The organism is Granulicella sp. S190 (assembly GCF_009766095.1).
GTDB lineage: Bacteria > Acidobacteriota > Terriglobia > Terriglobales > Acidobacteriaceae > Edaphobacter.
In genome coordinates, this window is sequence record NZ_LMUD01000014.1 from 408,198 (window position 1) to 428,242 (window position 20,045).

21 protein-coding genes are annotated in these 20,045 nt (G+C 59.1%); 6 read left to right on the forward strand and 15 right to left on the reverse strand.

The window, feature by feature from the left end:
- The 8 genes from atpD to hfq all read right to left on the reverse strand — a co-directional run.
- Window positions 1-1,013 (reverse strand): F0F1 ATP synthase subunit beta (gene atpD, locus GSQ94_RS08165; RefSeq protein WP_254063733.1); only part of this gene is annotated, 1,013 nt, incomplete at its 3' end.
- Window positions 1,014-1,043: 30 nt separating this feature from the next.
- A complete protein-coding gene (locus GSQ94_RS08170) occupies window positions 1,044-2,135 on the reverse strand; it encodes a F0F1 ATP synthase subunit gamma (RefSeq protein ID WP_158943068.1) in 1,092 nt (363 codons plus the stop codon).
- A 3-nt stretch (window positions 2,136-2,138) separates the two neighbouring features.
- Window positions 2,139-3,686, reverse strand: coding sequence for a F0F1 ATP synthase subunit alpha (gene atpA, locus GSQ94_RS08175; protein ID WP_158943069.1), 1,548 nt, complete (start codon window positions 3,684-3,686; stop codon window positions 2,139-2,141).
- Window positions 3,687-3,750: 64 nt separating this feature from the next.
- The gene (gene atpH, locus GSQ94_RS08180; RefSeq protein ID WP_158943070.1) at window positions 3,751-4,290 is read right to left on the reverse strand and encodes an ATP synthase F1 subunit delta; all 540 of its coding nucleotides are present in this window, start codon (window positions 4,288-4,290) and stop codon (window positions 3,751-3,753) included.
- The gene (locus GSQ94_RS08185; protein ID WP_254063734.1) at window positions 4,290-5,018 is read right to left on the reverse strand and encodes an ATP synthase F0 subunit B; all 729 of its coding nucleotides are present in this window, start codon (window positions 5,016-5,018) and stop codon (window positions 4,290-4,292) included. Before GSQ94_RS08185 ends, atpH begins: the two co-directional genes overlap by 1 nt.
- Before the next feature lie 8 nt (window positions 5,019-5,026).
- Entirely contained in the window at window positions 5,027-5,494 is a 468-nt protein-coding gene (locus tag GSQ94_RS08190; RefSeq protein WP_158943071.1) for a hypothetical protein, read from the reverse strand.
- Window positions 5,495-5,873: 379 nt separating this feature from the next.
- Window positions 5,874-7,313 (reverse strand): GTPase HflX, encoded by a 1,440-nt coding sequence (hflX, locus tag GSQ94_RS08195; protein ID WP_254063735.1) that lies wholly within the window; start codon window positions 7,311-7,313, stop codon window positions 5,874-5,876.
- Window positions 7,314-7,331: 18 nt separating this feature from the next.
- Complete coding sequence (gene hfq / locus GSQ94_RS08200; RefSeq protein ID WP_158943073.1) at window positions 7,332-7,655, reverse strand: RNA chaperone Hfq; 324 nt, start codon at window positions 7,653-7,655, stop codon at window positions 7,332-7,334.
- A gap of 251 nt (window positions 7,656-7,906) precedes the next feature.
- Between hfq and GSQ94_RS08205 the strand changes: the two genes are divergently transcribed.
- Entirely contained in the window at window positions 7,907-9,073 is a 1,167-nt protein-coding gene (locus GSQ94_RS08205) for a DegT/DnrJ/EryC1/StrS aminotransferase family protein (RefSeq protein ID WP_254063736.1), read from the forward strand.
- 12 nt (window positions 9,074-9,085) lie between these two features.
- On the opposite strand, the gene GSQ94_RS08210 is transcribed toward GSQ94_RS08205, so the two are convergent.
- The 3 genes from GSQ94_RS08210 to GSQ94_RS08220 form a co-directional block, all read right to left on the reverse strand.
- On the reverse strand, window positions 9,086-9,856 hold the full coding sequence (locus tag GSQ94_RS08210) for a phosphotransferase enzyme family protein (protein ID WP_158943074.1): 771 nt from the start codon (window positions 9,854-9,856) through the stop codon (window positions 9,086-9,088).
- Window positions 9,857-9,889: 33 nt separating this feature from the next.
- Window positions 9,890-11,188: an SH3 domain-containing protein gene (locus GSQ94_RS08215; protein WP_254063737.1), complete on the reverse strand. Its 1,299-nt coding sequence runs from the start codon at window positions 11,186-11,188 to the stop codon at window positions 9,890-9,892.
- A 70-nt stretch (window positions 11,189-11,258) separates the two neighbouring features.
- The gene (locus GSQ94_RS08220; protein WP_158943075.1) at window positions 11,259-12,422 is read right to left on the reverse strand and encodes a beta-propeller fold lactonase family protein; all 1,164 of its coding nucleotides are present in this window, start codon (window positions 12,420-12,422) and stop codon (window positions 11,259-11,261) included.
- 246 nt (window positions 12,423-12,668) lie between these two features.
- Here GSQ94_RS08220 and GSQ94_RS08225 point away from each other — a divergent pair, with 246 nt between their 5' ends.
- Window positions 12,669-13,577, forward strand: a complete 909-nt coding sequence (locus GSQ94_RS08225; RefSeq protein WP_158943076.1) for a M28 family peptidase — start codon at window positions 12,669-12,671, stop codon at window positions 13,575-13,577.
- Between the two features lie 88 nt (window positions 13,578-13,665).
- Entirely contained in the window at window positions 13,666-14,238 is a 573-nt protein-coding gene (locus GSQ94_RS08230; protein WP_158943077.1) for a chorismate mutase, read from the forward strand.
- Window positions 14,239-14,404: 166 nt separating this feature from the next.
- Here GSQ94_RS08230 and GSQ94_RS08235 read toward each other — a convergent pair whose 3' ends face one another.
- Genes GSQ94_RS08235 through nadA form a run of 3 tightly spaced genes read right to left on the reverse strand, consistent with a single transcriptional unit; the run spans window position 14,405 to window position 16,913 of the window.
- Window positions 14,405-15,322 (reverse strand): FkbM family methyltransferase, encoded by a 918-nt coding sequence (locus GSQ94_RS08235; protein WP_158943078.1) that lies wholly within the window; start codon window positions 15,320-15,322, stop codon window positions 14,405-14,407.
- Between the two features lie 50 nt (window positions 15,323-15,372).
- A complete protein-coding gene (locus GSQ94_RS08240) occupies window positions 15,373-15,804 on the reverse strand; it encodes a DUF2203 domain-containing protein (RefSeq protein WP_158943079.1) in 432 nt (143 codons plus the stop codon).
- Entirely contained in the window at window positions 15,801-16,913 is a 1,113-nt protein-coding gene (nadA, locus tag GSQ94_RS08245) for a quinolinate synthase NadA (RefSeq protein ID WP_371417483.1), read from the reverse strand. The genes GSQ94_RS08240 and nadA overlap by 4 nt, the downstream gene beginning before the upstream one ends.
- A gap of 377 nt (window positions 16,914-17,290) precedes the next feature.
- Here nadA and GSQ94_RS21645 point away from each other — a divergent pair, with 377 nt between their 5' ends.
- The 3 genes from GSQ94_RS21645 to GSQ94_RS08260 are packed head-to-tail and all read left to right on the forward strand — an operon-like array spanning window position 17,291 to window position 19,576.
- Window positions 17,291-17,818 carry a twin-arginine translocase TatA/TatE family subunit gene (locus GSQ94_RS21645; RefSeq protein ID WP_158943080.1) on the forward strand — a complete coding sequence of 176 codons (528 nt, stop codon included), beginning with the start codon at window positions 17,291-17,293 and terminating at the stop codon, window positions 17,816-17,818.
- Window positions 17,811-18,599 carry a twin-arginine translocase subunit TatC gene (gene tatC / locus GSQ94_RS08255; protein ID WP_158943081.1) on the forward strand — a complete coding sequence of 263 codons (789 nt, stop codon included), beginning with the start codon at window positions 17,811-17,813 and terminating at the stop codon, window positions 18,597-18,599. Before GSQ94_RS21645 ends, tatC begins: the two co-directional genes overlap by 8 nt.
- On the forward strand, window positions 18,596-19,576 hold the full coding sequence (locus GSQ94_RS08260) for a M28 family peptidase (RefSeq protein ID WP_254063739.1): 981 nt from the start codon (window positions 18,596-18,598) through the stop codon (window positions 19,574-19,576). Before tatC ends, GSQ94_RS08260 begins: the two co-directional genes overlap by 4 nt.
- 66 nt (window positions 19,577-19,642) lie before the next feature.
- On the opposite strand, the gene GSQ94_RS08265 is transcribed toward GSQ94_RS08260, so the two are convergent.
- On the reverse strand, window positions 19,643-20,045 hold a 403-nt coding region (locus GSQ94_RS08265), incomplete at its 5' end, for a hypothetical protein (RefSeq protein WP_254063740.1).

Consider the following 20,045-nt stretch of genomic DNA (forward strand, 5'->3'; position numbering starts at 1 on the left):
AGCACCGTGGTTGCATCCAGGTGAGCAAAGGTCGTCGCCGGAGCCGGGTCGGTCAAGTCGTCGGCAGGGACGTACACAGCCTGCACCGAGGTAATAGAGCCCTTCTTGGTGGACGTGATGCGCTCCTGGAGCTCACCCATCTCGGTTGCGAGGTTGGGCTGATAGCCTACGGCCGACGGCATACGTCCGAGCAGAGTGGAGACCTCGGAGCCTGCCTGCGTGAAGCGGAAGATGTTGTCGATGAAGAGCAGCGTGTCCGCACCCTCTTCGTCGCGGAAGTGCTCCGCAACGGTGAGGCCGGTGAGCGCCACGCGCAGACGCGCCCCTGGCGGCTCGGTCATCTGTCCATAGACCAGCGTCGCTTTGCTCTTGGGCAAATCCTTCAGGTCAATAACGCCCGACTCCTGGAACTCCATCCACAGGTCGTTACCTTCACGGGTGCGCTCGCCAACACCGGCGAAGACCGAGAAGCCGCCGTGCTGGCTGGCAACGTTGTTGATCAGTTCCTGAATGATGACGGTCTTGCCGACACCGGCTCCGCCGAAGAGGCCGATCTTACCGCCCTTCAAGAAGGGCTGAATGAGATCGATGACCTTGATGCCGGTCTCGAACATCTCTTCGCTGGTCGACTGCTCATCGAACGCGGGCGCCTGGCGGTGAATCGGCAGATGTACCTTGGCGTTGACCGGGCCGAGCTCGTCTACGGGCTCGCCGAGTACGTTCAGCACGCGGCCGAGTGTCTCGCGACCCACGGGAACCATGATGCCTGCGCCAGTATCGATCGCCTTCATACCGCGAACCATACCCTCGGTCGCAACCATGGCGATGCAGCGCACGCGGCCTTCGCCAAGGTGCTGCTGCACTTCGACGATCACGTCGAGCGGGGTGGGGACATCGAAGCCTTCGCTTACGATGCGCAGCGCCTGAAAGATGGCGGGCATGTGCGACTCTTCGAATTGAACGTCAACGGCCGGTCCGCTGATCGAAATTACTTTTCCAATATTCTCTGCCATAGGTCTCTTTCGTTATCGCAGCCGCCTGGATTACAGGGCAGCCGCGCCACTCACAATCTCGATAATTTCCTTGGTAATTGCTGCCTGACGTACGCGATTCATGGTGAGGCTCAGGCTGTCGATCAAATCGCCTGCGTTCTTGGTCGCGGCATCGGTTGCTGTCATGCGCGCTGCATGCTCCGCAGCGGTGGACTCCAGCAGAGCATGAAAGATCTGCGTGGTGACATACCGCGGCATCAGGTGGCTGAAGAGCTCTTCCGGCGACTGATCGAAGATGTAGTCGACATCCGCCGTGCCAAACTTCTTGGCCTCTTCTTCCATCTCACTTTGCTCGGGGACGTGGACGCTGATGCCCTCAGACTGTGCGGCCTTGACCGCTGCATCGCGCTCTTCTTCCGTCGGCTCCTGCGCAGACTCGACGCTGGGTGCTCCGAGCTTCTCGATCGGCAGAAGCTTCTCCACTACGATTCTTTGCTGCAGCACCGATTTGAACTCGTTGTACACGATGTAGACCGAATCGATCTCCGAACGCTCGTAGCGCTGGATGATCGAGTGCGCGAGATCGGAGACAGCAGAGAACGCCGTCTTCAACAGAAGATCGGGGTACTCGGCTGCAACCTCAATCTGAGCGGCTCGGTGCCGGATCGTCTCATAGTGTGTTGAGAGATCGTTGTCGTAGTGCTCTTCGGTCTTCTCGTACTTCGCCGCCGGAAACTTCCGCTTGTAAAAGCCGATCGCTTTCTTGCCGATGGGCTCAAGGTCGATGTTCTGACCCTTGGCTGTGCGGCGGTCGATAAACTTCTGCGCAGCCTTGCCGACGTTCGAGTTGAAGCCGCCAGCAAAACCCTTGTCGCCTGCGATAACGAGAACGAGAACATTCTTCTCGTCTCGCTCAATCAGCAGCGGATGAAGGATCTCGCCGGTCTCCTCGTTGTAGATATCGGTGCGGCGCACCAGCGATTCCAAAACATTGATCAACATCTGGGCGTAGGGCCGCGCCTGCATCGCACGCTCCTGCGCCCGGCGCAGCTTAGCCGCCGAGACCATCTTCATGGCCTTGGTGATCTGCCGCGTGTTCTTCACACTGCGAATGCGGCGCCGTAAATCGAGAACATTTGCCATGGTTTACTTGGCCGCAGCCGTCTCTTTCTTGTCCTTGAGGTCCGCGAGGAAGTTGCCCTTGTACTCTTTGATCGCAGCGGTGAGGCGAGCCTTCAGATCATCATCAAGAGCTTTCTTGGTGGCGATATCGGTGAGGATGGCGGGCTGCGCCGACTCAAGGTAGGGATAGTAGCCGTCCTCAAACGCACGCAGATCGCTTACTTCTACATCGTCCAGAAGGCCGTTGACGCCGGCGAAGAGAATCGCTACCTGCTTTTCTGCAGACAACGGCTGAAACTGGGGCTGCTTCAGAAGCTCGGTGAGGCGCTGGCCGCGATTGAGCTGCTGCTGCGTCACCTTGTCGAGGTCCGAACCGAACTGCGAGAAGGCGGCGAGCTCGCGATACTGCGCGAGATCGAGCTTCAAGGTTGCGCCGACCTGCTTGGTCGCTTTGATGGCAGCGGAGAATCCTACACGCGATACCGAAAGTCCAACGTTGACGGCAGGACGCACGCCCGAGTTGAAGAGGTCGGTCTCGAGGAAGATCTGGCCGTCGGTGATAGAGATCACGTTGGTCGGGATGTAGGCCGAGACATCGCCGGCCTGGGTCTCGATGATCGGGAGCGCCGTGAGCGAACCGCCGCCGAGCTTGTCGGAGACTTTGGACGAGCGCTCGAGAAGACGAGAGTGGAGATAGAAGACGTCTCCGGGGTACGCCTCGCGGCCTGGAGGACGGCGGAGAAGCAGCGAGATTTCGCGGTAGCTGGCGGCGTGCTTGGAGAGATCGTCGTAGATCACCAGCGCATGCTTGCCGCTGTCGCGGAAGTACTCACCCATCGCGGTTGCAGCGAACGGTGCGAGATACTGCATCGGTGCGGGCTCAGAGGCAGTTGCAGCCACGACGATGGTGTAGGCCATGGCGCCGTGCTCTTCGAGGGTCTGAACGACCTGAGCTACGGAGGAGCGCTTCTGTCCGACCGCGCAGTAGATGCAGATCAGGTTGTTCTTCGCCGAGTTGATGATGGTGTCGAGCGCGATGGCGGTCTTGCCGGTCTGGCGGTCGCCGATGAGGAGTTCGCGCTGCCCGCGGCCGATCGGAATCATGGTGTCGATCGCCTTGATTCCGGTGGCCATCGGCTCACGCACGGACTGACGGTCGATAACGCCGGGAGCGAGCCGCTCGACGGGGAGATACTTGTCGGTGTTGATGGGTCCCTTGTCGTCGATGGGCTGGCCGAGCGCGTTGACGACGCGGCCGATCAAGGCTTCCCCGACGGGCACGGACATGATCTTGCCGGTGCGTTTGACGGTGTCGCCTTCGCTGATCTCGGTGTAGTCGCCGAGCAGCACTGCGCCGACCTGATCCTCGTCGAGGTTCATCGCGAGGCCTGCGACGCCGTGTGGGAATTCGATCAGTTCGCCGGCCATGACCTTGTCGAGGCCGTGAACGCGCGCGATACCGTCGCCCAGCGAGATGACTGTTCCAACCTCATCCACCTGGATGCGTTGTTCGAAGTTCTCAATCTGCTGGCGAAGCAGCTCTGTTATCTCATCCGCCTTGATCTGTGCCATGTCTTCCTTCTACTCGATTCGTATCAAATCTGAAAAAACTTAGCGCCGTCTCCGGCGAAGAACTCTACGCGTTCACAAGCTTCTGTTTCAACTGCTGCAACTGAGCCCGGATCGATCCGTCATAGACCGTAGAACCAAGTCGCACGACTGCTCCACCCAACAACGTTGCATCCTGGAGATAGGTGGTCCGGACGCGGCCACCGGCGAGCTTCGCTACCTGAGCTTCGAGTTCGGCGCGATCCTGATCGTTCAGCGGACGAGCGCTGGTAATCTCCGCCTCGGCGACGTTGGACTGCTCGTCGGCAACGATGTGGTACTCGTTGAGGATCTCATCCAACTCATCCAGACGCTGGTGGTCCATGATGACTGCGAGAAAGTTCCGAACCTGGGGAAACATGCCAATTCGCGCGGCAATCGCATCGAGTACCTTCAACTTCTGCTCGTTGGCGATCGAAGGATTCATCAAAACTTCACGCAGATCGTGGCTTCCAGCGAAGGTTCCGCTGAAGTCGCTCAACTGCTGCTGGGCGGCGGCGACATCCAGATGTGCAGAAGAGGCAACCGAAGCGAATGCATGGGCGTAGCGCAAAGAAAGGACGGACATTAGTTTTGCCCTTTCTTGGAATCGTCGCCGGTCAGCCGCTGGGCAAAGCTCTGAACCAGCAGGCGGTCGGTTTCGGCAGAGACTACCAGCTTGCGTGCTGCCTGCTCGATGGCGAGCTCTGCAGCGTACTGCTGAATCTGACGTTGTGCCAGAGCAGTCGCGGCGGTGATCTCCTGCTCCGCGGCTGCGAGAATCTTATTCTTCTCTTCTTCCACACCGGCTGCGATGCGCTGTTCGTCAAGCGCGGAGTCCTTCTCGGCTTGGGCCTTCATCGCGGCGATCTGGCTGTCCAGCTTGCTGAGGCGGCTCTCTACACTATTCAACCTCGCATTGGCATCTTCGGTCGCCGTGCGCGCATCCACCAACTGCTTCTGAATCACCGTGCTTCGATTGCGAAAGGTCTTGGGCAGCGTTTTGGTGAGGAACCATCCGATGAGCGCGGCAAGAACTACGAAGTTCGCAACGGTAAAGGCCGTCGCGGCCTGTTCAGCATTCAAGCCGATCTTCGATCCAAAGGCACGGACCGTAGCGGAGTGAAGATACTTGTCGTTCTCGTCTTCTTCGGGCTTGCTGTCTTCCTGCTTGCCCTTCTCGAACGATTGCGAATCAGCTGTAGCCTGCTGTGCGGCGCCTGCATTGGGAGCGGCGGCTTCCTGCGCCTTTGCATGTCCGACTGGGGCAAACAACAAACCCATCAGAATTGCGACGGGCAGAATTCTTTTGATCAAGGAGCTCTTCACTGCGCAACCTCCGTCGCACGAACGCCGGCGGGTAGCACTGCATTGAGAATCCGAGAGCTGAGTTCTTCGCTCATGCCAGCGATCTGGAGGCGCGCTTCATGGGCGCTCTGCTCGATCTCCTGCCGTGCTGCACTCACTCGATCATGCGTCAGCTGACGGGCCTGTGCGAGCGCCGCTTCGCGCTCTGCATTCCACTGCTTCAGCTTCTTATCGCGCAACTGAAAGATCTCGGCCTTGGCGAGACGAAGCTTTTCTTCGTAGGCAGCAGTCTCTGCTTCAGCTGCGGCGATGGCGCGATGCGCCTGCTCGATGGCTCCCGAGGTGCGGGCACGTCGCTCCGCCAACACACGATCCAGAGGACGGCGGACAAGAAGCCCGTAAGCCGCTACCAGCAAGATAAACAGGACCATCGTCGGCACAGAGCCGAGCACAAGTCCACCGAGTTGATTCAGTATCTGATCCATGAATGGGGTCGGCCTAAGCCGCTTGGGAGTCCTGTCGTCAGCTGTCTCTCACACCGCTAGCCTGCGCCAGGAGATACTGGCTCAAGCGCTGCATGATAGTTCGAGGTACACCTAGTTTTAGCAAAGCGAATCTAACAGTGTCAACCTAAGCATGGTTGAATACCGGCCGTTACGAACGATATTCGCACGAGTGATCGCGGCTTAGAATATTGCAACAAATTGCACGATCTACTTTGACTTCCTTGTCTGAAGGACTAGACTTGGTAATACCACCTGGACCCTAAGATCTGGGTCACATAGGTCGCGTGATTGGGGACACCACCTCCGCTCCCCGTCAGGCGGCCTATGCTAGTTAAGACCTTCTTTATTTTTACGTCGGCTAGTCGACACGGTCGCGAAATCTTCTGTATCGGTTCAACAAAGAGGCTGGCCCTTTTGCCGTGAGATAGGCCAGATTTCCTTCGAAGCGTTTCCCGTTCACAACTGCGCCCGCCTCCAGCGCTGCCAGCACTGCTCCCTCGGACTGTGGCAGACGAAACTGCATCTCGATGAGCGGATCCACCACCAGCGCATCATCGATCGCGGCCAACAGGTGGTCGAGTCCAAGCTTCTTCAGTCCGGAGACGGCGATGCTTCCCGGTGCGCCCATGGGCATTCCCTCGTGATCGTGCACCAGATCGATCTTGTTCAGCACCTCGATCACCGGCTTCTTCGAGACGTCGAGCTCTGCCAGCACCTTTTCCACCTGCGCCTTCTGCTCGTCCACCATCGGGCTTGAGGCATCGCGAACATGCAGCAGCAGCTCGGCACGCTCTACCTCTTCCAAGGTCGCACGAAAGCTGGTGACCAGAGTGTGCGGCAGATTGCGAATGAATCCTACGGTGTCCGACAGCAGAATCTTCCTGCGCGATGGTAGCGTCAGTTGGCGAAGCTTGGGATCGAGCGTGGCAAACATGCGCGAAGACTCCAGCACTCCAGCTTCGGTCAGCGCGTTGAAGAGCGTACTCTTCCCTGCGTTGGTGTAGCCGACCAGAGCGACTACAGGCACCGGGACAGCCTCTCTTCGCTGCCGCTGCTGACGGCGAATCCGTCGTACCGACTCCAACTGCTCCTTCACGTGGTCGATGCGAAGGTTGATCTTGCGACGGTCCGTCTCAAGCTGCGTCTCACCTGGCCCACGTGTTCCGATTCCGCCGCCAAGCTGCGACATCGCCTTGCCACGGCCTGCCAGCCGGGGCAGCTGATACTCGAGCTGTGCCAGCTCCACCTGCAGTTGGCCCTCCCGTGTCCGCGCATGTCTTGCGAAGATATCCAGAATCAGCTGCGTTCTGTCGATGACGCGGCAGGGAAGCCTGGCTTCGAGATTTCTCAACTGGGACGGCGTGAGATCATGATCGAAGAGCACCAGATCAGCGCCGGTAGACGCGATCACGCCTTCAATCTCCTCGAGTTTGCCCTGTCCTATCAGAGTTGCAGGATCAGGCCTCGGACGCCGTTGGATCAGGGTTGCCGCTACCTCTGCGCCGGCGCTTCTCGCAAGCTCCTCAAACTCCGCCAGCGAAGCATCGAAGTCGAGGTCTGCTGCTGCCTTCGGCGCGACTAGATCGTCACCTTCAAAGGCAGTGCCTGCGGAGACAGCCGCAGCTGTCTTCGCCAGCCTGGCTGCCGCAGTCAGCTTGCGCCGTTCGCCTGTGAACTCCACCGCGACCAGAACTGCCCGCTCTGCTTGCGGCAGACCGCCGCCTCGGACATGACGTAGAGCGGCCTCCTGCGCCTCCACCAGGCTGCGCCTCGCGGGCTTGAGTCCAACTAACTTCACATCTTTTGCTGTCAATGGCTAACGGCCTTGCGTCCCAGTCGCCTCTTGCACCGGCCCACCAAGAGACGGGGCAGAGCCTACAGCGGCCCTCACCTCTGGCTTTGCATCGCTTCGCACATCGCCATGCGCCCCGGCCCGCCCACTCACCACCGTGGAGATCGCATGTTTGAAGATCAACTGTTCCTGGCTGTTGTTCTCGAGCAGGACTGAGTACTTGTCGAACGACCGGATCTTGCCTGTCAGCTTGACGCCGCTGACGAGGTAGATTGTGATCGGACTCTTATCTTTTCGCACTGTATTGAGAAAAGTATCCTGAATGTTCTGTGCCGGCTTTGATTCCATGGGGCCGATCTCCTTTGTTCAAGTGTTCGAACTGCGATAGGGGTTTTGCCGTGACCCATCGGCTTCAGAACAAAACTCAGTCCATCGAAGGACCAAGTCTGAAGCCAAGACTGTCAACGATACGAGCATCCACGGCAATAATCAACTTGACCCGTCATAATCTACAGACGAGCGCAATACTCCCTTAGACGCATTGCAAGGCGGAATGAAAGACCGGACGGGTTGGGTGCCTGTATTCCCAGCGATATACCATGTCTTCTGTGACTACTCGTTCCTCGCAACCCGTTCCTATGCTTGACTTCTCCCGCCAGTTCGCTGTTTTGCGGCAGGAGATTCTGGACACCATCGAATCCGTCTGCACCTCCCAGCACTTCATCCTCGGCCCCCAGGTCACCAGTTTTGAGAATGCGGCAGCAGCAGCTTGCGCCGCGCCCCACGCCATCGGTTGCGCCAGCGGCACCGACGCCATCTGGCTCGCCCTGGCCGCGGCAAATATCGGGCCGGGCGACGCGGTCATTACTACTCCCTTCAGCTTCTTCGCGACCGTGAGCGCCATTCTGCGCTGTGGCGCAACGCCTCTGCTGGCGGATATCGACCCCGCTACCTTCAATCTCTCCGCTGCCGCGGTTGAGAGCCTTCTGCACAGTCCCGCTGGTCGCAATGCAAAAGCTGTCCTTCCGGTTCACCTTTATGGTCAGTGCGCCGACTGGGATGCCTTCGCTGCTCTGAAGCATGCCCACAATCTCCTTCTCGTTGAAGATGCCGCGCAGGCCTTTGGAGCGACGTGGAACGGCACTCCCGCAGGGGCACTCGGCGATGCCGCGGCGTTCAGCTTCTACCCCACAAAAAATCTCAGCGCGATGGGAGATGCAGGCCTGGTCACGACCATCTCTGCTGCCATCGACGACCACGCTCGCGTGTTACGCGCGCATGGCATGCGGCGGCGCTACTATCACGAAGAGATCGGCTGGAACTCGCGACTGGACTCGATCCAAGCGGCTGTGCTCGAGCTGAAGCTCCGTTATCTGCCGGAGTGGAACCAGCAGCGCCGCAATCACGCCGCGCTGTACGATCTGCTCTTTCGCAAGGCGAATCTGACTGCGGCCAATATTGATGCGGGTATCGTTCTACCTATTACGGACCCACGCGCTGGTCACGTTTTTCATCAGTACGTCTTGCGTGTCCCACGCCGCGACGAGCTTCGCCAATACCTTACCGACCGTAAGATTGGCAGCGAGATCTACTACCCCGTCCCGCTGCATCTGCAGACCAGCCTGGCGAATCTCGGCTATAAGCAGGGAGACTTCCCTGTCAGCGAAGCTGCAGCCCGCGAAGTTCTCGCACTGCCCATGTACCCCGAGCTTCGCGAGGATGAGCAGCAGACCGTCGTCGACGCGATTGCCGCTTTCTATGCCTGATCGCGAAGATCGTCAGCCATTGAAGTCTGCAAGGAGAGCGTTGTGCCAGATCTTGAGATGACACTCAACGTAGTCGGCTGACTCCCTCCAGTGACGACTGGAATCTCCTTCCGCGTGGAGTCGAGCCCAGGGTTGCTCCCCGGTTATCGACGCTCGCTGGCCTAACTCAAACATTGCTCTTGTTCGTTTAACTATGAGCTCAGGCAGCTTCTCACGTTGCGACCGATCAAGCCCGTACCCGTCAACGAGGCAGCGCAGCCGTAAGGCGTCGAAGGCAGGTTCTCCGCTAGCGATCAACGGCACGAAAGTTTGCGCCGCATACGCCACATCCCACAGAACGGACCCTGGCCCGCTTCCATCCCAATCGATAAAGACCCACCGCTCTCCGCTGCGCACCAGATTCCAGGGGGCAAGATCATGGTGGCAGATCAACTCCTCCGAGTCCGGACTGATGACAACGTTCCAGTGCGCGTTTGTGGGAGGGACAAAACTCTTCGCTCTATTATGGAACTCTCGGACGAGTCGACCGACGCGCGCCAGCTCCTCACTGGTGTAGGAGAAGGGCTCCTGAGTTGCGCCCGGCACATACTCCAGCACATGACGGCCCTTCTCATCGCGCCCTAGTGTTTGCGGAGATCCTTGGAAGCCGACTTCGGAGAGATGCTCTAGAAGCGCTTCGACGCTACTCGTCGCAGAGGTCGCTGGCTTGCGCACGGTCGCTCCGACTCGGACCACCGAATCCGCCACATTGCCACCGTGAAGGCGTTCCTCAAAGTCGCTCATCGCCACTCCGATCCGCTTACGTCTAGACCTTGCCTACCGTCTCTTCCTGCCTCTGCTACCCTTTGCCGCCGCGGCCTTCTTCTTCTCCGACACAGGCTCAGGATGCGCCTCACCGGGCGCCGTCGTTCCCGGCTGAAGCAGCCGCCGCACCAGGTTGCTCTCCAGGCGATAGGTCTTCAGCACTGTCTTGCCGGGCACGATCGCTCCGGTTACAGGATCGGGAATGACCGGCCCCGCCTCATCCGACAACACCCGGTACGAGAAGGTCGGAGCAGGCGTGGTAGCCGTCGGCGACTTCCCATAAGGATCGGTCGCCGTGGTCACTTTAACCGGCAGATAGCCTTCGATATTTCTGTCGCGAAAGCCGGTCTCGTAGCGATGCTTCTTAATATTCCAGGTGAACACGCGAACCTGATCGAAGTCGTAGGTCAGACCCGCTTTGTACGGGCTCAGCACCGTGACGTAGATCGGAATGTTCTTGTCGTCCTGCTCTGCCTCAGGATCGTTCACCGTAGTGAGAACATACGATCCGACGATCCTTTGACCCTCGGAGTACCGTGTAATAGCGTCGGGAGCGTCGACGTCCATCATCCTGCTGAAGAGCCAACCAGTGTCGCCCTTGGAGTCGCGCACCAGCCACCAGTCCTCCATCATCGGCGGGGCTGGCTCGTCCGGTGCTGGGGCCTTCGCGACTACAGCGGCCTTCGCGTTCTTCCCGGAGGCAATGGAGGCGGCAACAACCGGAGCGGGAGCAGCCTTCGCCACTCGGGTTCCGGGCGGTAAGGGCTTAGCCAATGTAGCCCGCGCCAGGAGCTTCAGCTTCTCGCCCTCTGACAGGCGAAAGAACCGCTCCGTATCGCGGCCGGGTTTCGCATGCATATAAACTTCATCGCGGACCACCGCAGAGGCGACTACCGGATCGGCCTTATGGTCCTGCTTCAGCTTTTCAAACTGGTCGAAGATCTCCTGAGTCGCGACGACCTTCTCGTCGATCCAACCCTGTTCGCCCTTGGCCGTCTGCACCTTTACAAAGCGCCGCCCATGATCGAGCACCTCGAGCCGCTCGCCGTTCTCCACCGTAGCCGTGCGGTTCGACACCGCCGCCACCCGGTCGCGCAGAAAGGTCTGCTTTGCCGTTACGTACACATACTGTGCCGATGGCTTAGGACGTAGCCGCGAACACCCGCTCCCTGCCACCAGAAGCACAGAGACCGCCACGAAGCTGGAGAGTCGCGAAAGGTACTGCACCAAACCGAGTTGTCGAGAAGAAGAAACGATAGTCCTGAGGCTCCGCGTCACAGCACACCACACCTTCATACTAATGGCGGCCATGCCAAATCCAAATCTCTCGGCATCAACTCCAGCACCTGCTTCGTGTCAGGAGTGATGCCAAATCACTTATCTAGTGCGTCAGGGCAACCGCGATGGCGCCCGCAGGATCGGTGTCGGAAGCAATACTGGTCGACGGATCGAGCTTGCCCGGCGTGGTGATGTCGAAGCTGTACATCGTCAGGTCAGCCTTTCCACCAGACGCCGCCGCCAGCAGATACTTTCCCGTGCTATCGATTCCAAGCGACTGTACCGACGTCCCGCTCGCATAGGGCGATCCACTTAGCGGGACCAGCTTCAAGGCCGCCGGTGTCGTTCCCGGTGTGATCGTGTACCCGGAGATCGTGCTGTCGGTACGGTTGGAGGCATAGGCATAGGTGCCGGTGCTGTCCAGTACGACGGACACAGTTCCGCTGCCTGCTGCAAAGGGCGAACCTGTAACCGAGTTCAACGTTCCTCCTGAACCAATCGTGTACACCCCAATCCCGCCATTGCTTCCGCTTCGTGCGATGTACAGATAAGCCGTCTTGGGATCCACTGCCAGCCCATAGTCCCCCGTGCTTGCATTCACATTGACCAGGCTTTGAACCTGCGCGGCAAGACCTGTTGTGGTGTCGAACGAGAAGACAGCATCGCCGGCCGTACCAAGCGCAGCAAAGATTAAAGTCCCATCCGGAGACACGCGTACCGTCGACGGCTGCCAGGCTCCAGCCCCATTCGCCAGCGAATAGACTGCAGGCGACTGCGCCTGAGCCGTCAACGCGCCCGTCGACGCATTAATCTGGTAGATGTCCAACTGCTGGGTAAAACTATCCAGCGCAATCAGCCACTGGCCGTCCGGAGAGACCGTCAGCGAGGCCGCAGTGACCGCCAGCTGTTGTGCTCCTGCGCTTGGCGCCGACAGCGATCCATCGGAGTTGATCAGATACAAACTGATCGCTCCCTGGCCTGCAACGTAGAGAAAAGCATCGCTCGGAGTCACGACCTCTGCCAATGGCTGAAACCCCAGAGAAACAGGAGAGCTATTTACTGCCGTCAACGTTGCCGTTCCCACGGTAAAGCCGCTCACAGACTTCGTTGTCTGGTTCAACACATATACCTGGTTGCCGTTCGCCCCGGTCCCGCCGCCGCCAGAGTTATTAACCGGAGGGAAAAATCCCGTACACCCCGTAAGCACCGGCAACATCATCGCAGCGCTTGCCACCGCCAAACGCCGCAAGCTTCCCCTTCGTTCCATCTTCACCAGACCCTCATCTCTATCTTCGCAGCACCTGCAGCAAATGCAGAAAGAATACAATCGCCTTCCTCTATAATTTTCACAATGCATCCGCCGAAGTCTCTGCCTTCCCTGCTTCTTGCCATCATCCTGCCGACTCTCCCAATCTCCTCTACCTCCCTGGCGTCGCAGTCTCATTCTTTCGACGCAGCAGCTCGGCAAACAGCATCTCTGTCTTCGACCTTGCAGCAGGAAGTTCATGCAGATATGAACTTCCTCGCCGACGATGAACTTCATGGCCGCGGCTCCGCCACGCGCGACGAACACATCGCAGCACTCTTCGTGGCCTCTCAGCTTCAATCCCTCGGCCTCGAACCCGGCGGAGACAACGGCACCTTCCTCCAGAAGTCCCCCCTCCCCGACCCGCTGCCCGAAAGAACGCGGCAACGCCTCGCTAAGTTCCAGGATGTGCCCCGCAAAGAGACCTGGAACGCCATCGCCATCCTGCGCGGAACCACCTCGCCCGATCAGGTTCTCCTTCTCACCGCGCACCTCGACCACCTCGGAATCGGACCCGCGAACGCCTCCGGCGACACCAACTACAACGGGGCCGACGATGATGCCTCCGGTACAACTGCGGTCCTCACCCTCGCGCACATTCTCGCTTCAGGCCCCCGTCCGAAGCGCACTATTGTCTTCGCGCTCTTTGGCTCGGAAGAGCTCGGCGGCTTCGGCAATCGCGCCTTCCTCGCTCACCCTCCCGTCCCGCTCTCGAGCATCGTCACCAACCTGGAGTTCGAGATGATAGGCCGCCCTGACCCCGCGGTGCCGGCAGGAACGCTTTGGCTTACCGGCTTCGACCGCTCGAACCTGGGTCCTGAGCTGGCAAAGCATGGAGCTAACCTCGTCGGCGATCCGCATCCCAAAGAAAACTTCTTCCGCCGCTCCGACAACTACGCACTGGCGCTGCAAGGCATCGTCGCCCAAACCGTCTCCAGCTATGGTCTCCACAAGGACTACCACCAGCCAAGCGACGAGATCCGCACCATCGACTTCGTTCACATGACCAACGCCATCGCTTCCATGGTCAATCCCATTCGCTGGCTCGCCGACTCTAACTGGAAGCCCGCGTGGAATCCAGGACGGCAGCCCGAAGCCAACAAACCAGGGTCTTAAACAAACGACCTTCCACCATCAACGATCACTATGCGGCCAAGTGCAGAGCCAGTCGCACAGTTTCCTCCCCAAACAAGAAATGAGTAAGATGCACACACGTTACGTGAAGCAAGCAATCGCAGGCGCCATCCTGATGGCCTCCATTAACACCGCCTATACCCAGACCGCAGTCGACAGTCTTCAGCCTCTCGTTGAACTTTCAGCACGCAGACTGACGGTCGCACAACAGGTCGCCCTCTCGAAGTGGGACAGTGGCACACCTGTTCAGGATTCACCTCGCGAGGCAAAGGTTATAGCTGACGCCGTACGCGACGGCGCTGCGAAGGGTCTCGACCAGACGTTCCTCTCCAACTTCTTCAAGGACCAGATCGAAGCCAACAAGACCGTTCAATACTCTCTTCTGGCAACCTGGCATCGTGCCGGAGACGCTCCGACCCACAGCCGCATCGACCTCGTAGCTACCATTCGCCCGGAACTTGATCAGATTCAGACGTCTCTCCTCAAAGAACTCGCCGATACAGAAAAGACGCGCTCCAGTCCGTCCTGCAAAACCGATCTGGCGAATGCGGTCGGCAGATACCTCTCCGCCCACAAGATCGCCCCAGTGTCTCTCCAGGCGATCACCCTGGACCGATCTGTGGCCGAAGTCTGCAAACCCTGAGCACCTCTTACAAAGACACTCTCAAGGGATCTTTCAAGAAGCAACGAAGAGCGGCTCCACGAAGGAGCCGCTTCTTTTGTAGCAAATTTTGTTACTTATGCTCTAGCCGTCTTCTTGGTTTCACACAAAATTATCGTTGGATAAATTGAGTTGCCGCGGATACCGCCTAAGCCTGCGCGGTCACGGGAATCGACGCCATCGACTTCAGCATGGGCAGAGCCGCCGGAGAGCAGGCCCGGAAGTTTGCATGATCGTCTGCGATAAAGTCGTACTCGAACGTCCAGCCATGATCGCGAAAGATCGCTTCCATGATCGACGAGTTGACCTCGAAGCTGTGCAGCTCGCCGACGATATACACCGCCCTGCGCTCGTTTGGGACAAACTGCTGCAACACCTCGATCTCCATCCCCTCGATATCCAGCTTGATCAGGATTCGCCCGGCCGCGGAGCTTCCAATCGCGTCAGACAGAAGATAGACAGGGACATCCAGCACGCTCAGGTAAGGCTTCTCCGGATCGAAGCTGCTGTCGATCGCCTCGCGACAGTAGAAGGGGACAGTGCGGTGCGTACCGCCCAGGCATCCAGCCATCATCCTTGCGGTGACATGATTTAGAGCCAGGTGCTTCTCGATCTGCGCAACATTCCGCGGCAGGGGCTCGAAGATCACGAACTCAGCGGGAGTGTTGCTCACAGAGGCGGTCGCCGCGATAGCCCGCAGAGTGAACAGGCCGATATTTCCTCCAGCATCAATCACCAGATCTGGGCGGAAGCCAAGATCGAGATCATAGGCATTCCTTACACCCAGCTCAAACACGCTCAGGAGGTCGCTCTGTAGATCCGATAGGCGAATGAAACACTTCATCTCGCGGCCGAAGCACCGATACTGCAACAATACCTCGCCGTTTCTCACAAAGGGCTTCAAGAGAAAGAGACACAGTGGACGCAGCTTTGGCCTGGAGGAGTAAGCCGCGATCAGCAGCAATTTAAAGCTGCTCAACGGAGATCCCATTCTCAAGATGCTGCCAACATTTTCAAAGGCCATGGATGGACTACCGCCGGGGAGGATGATTACTGCATGAAGCATACCGCGAGTCCTGCAGGAACGCTAAGTCCCTCTTTGCATCTCGCTTCTCTTTAGTTCAGCCGCTCCGGCTTACCAAAACGCGCATCGAGCGGCTTGCGTCCCGCGAAGCCCTCCTCCTCGGTATGCCAGTGGGTGATCCCCGCCTCGCCCAGCTTCCAACAGAGCAACACGGTCCTGCCATCCATCACGTAAGGAAAATCGAGAAGCCCTTCCTCCAGGTCCTTCACCTGGACGCCGATCGAATCAATCTCCGCCAGCGTGTCCCTGGCCTCCTGCACAGCCTTCTCGCGCTCTGCACGGCGGCGAGCAGCGACGCTTACCTCCACGTGCAGGCCACCGTATAAGAAGATCCTGTGACTCAACTGCTGCATCTCGTACTCAAGCTGCGCGGCTCGGGACTGCGCCTCCTGAGCTCTTCTAAGCAGCGCCTCCACCACCGGCAACAACGTCTGTGCCTCGCCTAACGTAAACGTCTTACTCAAATCTTGATCTCCAGCATCCTGTCGAGCGCTACGCGCGCCCACTGCTTCACATCTTCGTCCACCTTGATGCGATTCACAACCCGGCCCTCGACGAGATTTTCCAGAGCCCACGCCAAATGCTGCGGCGAGATCCGGTACATCGTCGTGCACAGGCACCCTGAGTCATCGAGCGTAATCACGCGCTTGCCTAGCGGAGCAAACCGCTTCGCCAGCCGGTTGACCAAGTGAATCTCCGTGCCGACCGCAAAGCTCGATCCCTCGGGAGCGCGCTCGATCGCTTGAATAATGTGCTCGGTGGAACCGACATCGTCCGCCTTCTGGCAGACCTCCCATCGGCACTCTGGATGCACGATCACCTGCATCCCCAGCTCCTCGCGGCGCACGCGGTCGACGTGCTCCGGCAGAAATCGCTGGTGCACCGAGCAGTGGCCCTTCCACAGAATCACCTTCGCCGCCTTCAAACGATCGGGGCTCAGTCCGCCGTTGATCTGGTAAGGATCCCAAACCACCATCTCGCTCAACGGAATTCCCATCGCAGATGCAGTGTTGCGTCCAAGATGCTGGTCCGGTAAAAACAGAATCTTCTCAGCGCGCGCAAACGCCCACTCAAAGGCTCCGCGAGCGTTCGACGAGGTGCACACCAGCCCGCCACGCTCTCCGCAAAAAGCCTTGATCGCAGCCGCCGAGTTCATATAGGTCAGCGGGATCAGGTCGTCTGACAAACCCGCGCGCTCCAGCGCGTCCCAGCAGTCTTCAACCTGCCCGATCTCCGCCATGTCGGCCATGGAGCAGCCTGCATTCAGATCCGGCAGGATCACCTGCTGCCAGGCTCGTCCCAGAACATCTGCCGTCTCCGCCATGAAGTGCACGCCGCAGAACAGCATGTACTTCGCATTCGTCTCCGCTGCAACCTTGGAGAGCTTATAGCTGTCTCCGGTAAAGTCGGCGAACCGAATCACTTCGTCCCGCTGGTAGTGGTGCCCCAGCAGAACGACGTCGGTGCCGAGCTTCTCGCGAGCCGCAGCAATTCGCGCGTCCATCGTATGGTCCGGCTGCGCAAGGTAGTTATTGAGGGAACATGAGTCTGCAACGTTCTCCGCCACGGCCAAAGCCGGTGCGATCTCCAATAGTCCGTTCAAAGTACTCCGCCTTCAGTCTCACAAGGTCGTCTGGCAGCGGCTGAGCCGGTACCGTCTTTTCGCCTCTGAGACGGGGATGTTGAAAGCATGCATTGCTTGAGTTGCAGTGGATTCACTATGACGCCTCCTTCAAGACGTCACCCAATCCACGGGGGTGTTGCAACTCCTACCACTTCATCGCGGGCGATCCGTAAGATCTCCCGTTCGTATCATTAGACGCACTCTCCATTCAGAAGATGCGTTTTCCTGAGACGATCCTGCTGGCTACACCAAGAATCTTACAACAGCGTCAACGTCCGCCATCCATTTGTTCCGTCCACTCGTAAGCCGTATCATGGGACGAACTTATGCCTAGCTTTCAGGACAGCGCCGTCATCTTCTTTCTCGCCCTTCTCCTCTTCGGGCCGAAGAAGCTGCCCGAACTCGCCCGCCAACTCGGCAAACTCATGGCCGAGTTTCGCCGCGCCTCCAATGAATTCCGCATGCAGATGGAAGATGAGCTCCGCGTAGCCGATCAGGAGGAGCAGCGCAAGAAGATCGCCGCGATGGAAGCTGCCGCGCCCGTTACGCCGGCCATCACTGACGGCAGCGAAAACACTGTTGCCAACGAAATCGGCACCACCTCGGATATCTCCGACGTAACCCCGGAGCGGATCGCCCATCTCACCCAGGAGCTGGTCGAAGACCATCTGCAGATGCCCACTAGCCTCCCCGAACCACTTCCTATCGCCACCTCTGGCGAACTCAATCTCATGCCACCGTCCACTGGTCTTCCCGTCAGTAACTCGGCGCTCTCGCCCGTGCTCGACTCCATCCCTCACGCCCCCGAGCCGTCAGCTGAAGTAACGGCCAGCGAGGCGACCCACCATGCCTGATATCGTCGACAGCGTTCGGGCAGCCGTTTCCGATCGCGCCGAACTCCCCGGCATGAGCCTGATGGAGCACCTTACCGAGCTCCGCAAGCGCCTCATCAACGCCACCGTCTATCTGCTGATCGGCTTCTGCGTCGCCTACGCCTTCCACGTGCGGCTCTACGGCATCATCCAGAAGCCACTGAACGATCTCCACATCGCCCTCAACTACACCCACCCGACCGATCCGCTCAACCTCTACCTCAAGACCGCGCTCTACGGCGGAATAATCCTCGCCTCGCCGTTCATCCTCTATCAGCTCTGGTTGTTTATCGCGCCGGGCATGTACTCGCACGAGAAGCGCTACGTCGTTCCCTTCATGACCGCTACCATCGTGCTCTTCCTTTCGGGAGCGTACTTCGGCTACCACTGGGTCTTCCCCGGCGCGCTCAAGGTCCTGATCGGTGGCTTCGGCAAGAACTTCAACCCCGTTCTCACCATCGAGGACTACACCAACTTCTTCCTCGCGGTCATCCTCGGCCTCGGCGTCACCTTTGAGCTGCCCATCCTCATCTTCTTCCTCGCGCTCTTCGGCATCGTCGACGCAAAGTTCCTCGTCCAGCACATCCGCTACGCCATCCTTGCCATCTTCATCATCGCCGCTATCATCTGCCCTACGCCCGACCCCATCGGCATGTGTCTCTTCGCCAGCCCCATGCTGGTGCTCTACCTGATCGGCGTAGGCATCGCCTTCCTAGTCCACCCCGCTCGCCGTAAAGCCAGAGAGGCAAAGAAGGCCGCATGACGTTTCCAAGCTTTCCCAAACACCCTTTCATTATGAGCAGATCAAAGACACTCCTTCTGTCGGTTTTGCTCTTATCTGCCCTTGTTGCGACGTTCACTCTTCCAAGCCATGCTCAAAAGGCCTCCAGTCCGTTCAGTGGACAGGCAGCCTATTCCCTCACCAGGCAGCTCCTCGAGGTTGCGCCCAAGCGCTTCAACGGCTCTCCCGGCCACGCTAAAGCCGAGGAGTTCCTGAAGCAGCACTTCGCCCCCGAAGCCGCCAAGGGCAACTTCATCGCCGACACCTTTACCGCGACCACTCCCGCCGGCCTCCAGACGATGACCAACTACATCGTCAAGTATCCCGGCAAAAAAGACGGCATCATCGTCCTGGCCAGCCACTACGAGACCAACTACCCTCTGCGCGATATCGAGTTCTACGGAGCCAACGACGGGGCCGCCACCAGTGCCCTGCTCATAGAGATCGGCACCATCCTCCGCACTCATCCGCCAGAGGGCTACTCCATCTGGCTGGTCTTCGATGATGGCGAAGAGGCCGTCAAAAGCTGGGGACCCTCCGACTCTCTCTACGGCACCCGCCACCTCGCCGCGAAGTGGGCCAACGACGGCACCCTCGGCAAGATCAAAGCGCTTCTGGTCGCCGACATGATCGCCGACAAAGACCTCAACATCGACTACGTTGGAAACTCGACTCCGTGGCTGCTCGACCTGCTAAAGGTCGCCGCCAAAAATACCGGCCATTCAACTTCCATCTACAAATATCGTGAGGAGGAGGAGGACGATCATCTCCCCTTTGCCCGTCGCGGGGTGCCTGTCCTGGACGTGATCGACGCCCACTACGGCCCCATCACCGACGCTGCGCCGGACGGCTACCACCATACTGATCAGGACACCCTCGATAAGATCAGCGCCCACTCCCTGCAGATCTCGGGCGACCTGTTCCTCGAGATGGTCCGCTTAATCAACCAGCGCCCCTAAGCGTTGTCCTGATACAGGTCCAAGGCTTCAGGAGCGCGGTTCACCAGCCATCCCGGCACAACTTCTCTACTGACTGCAGGCCTTTCCGTGGTCCGCATGTGCGCCTTTGGCCTTCGCATCCGCCTCGGACATATAGGATCCAGCCTTGGTCTTGCCATAAAAGTCCGACCCATAGCAGTGGTAGACGTTGCTCGAAGTGTTAACCCACACCAGGCCCGGACCGCCGCCTGCAGCCAGAGGACGAGCCGCCGCCTTCTGCGCCGGAGACTGCTTCCCTGACGAAGCTGGAGCAGAGGTCGCTGCAGGTGTCGGAGCGGGAGCAGGTGTCGGAGCGGGCGCTGCTTTCGGAGCCGCTGTCATGGCAGGCGCGGTAGCCGCAGGAGCCGTTGCAGCCGCTGCGGGTGCTGCCGCATACCACTCCTTCACTCCCTGGTGTCCCCGGCACGCGCCTTGCTTACTGGCCGCAGTT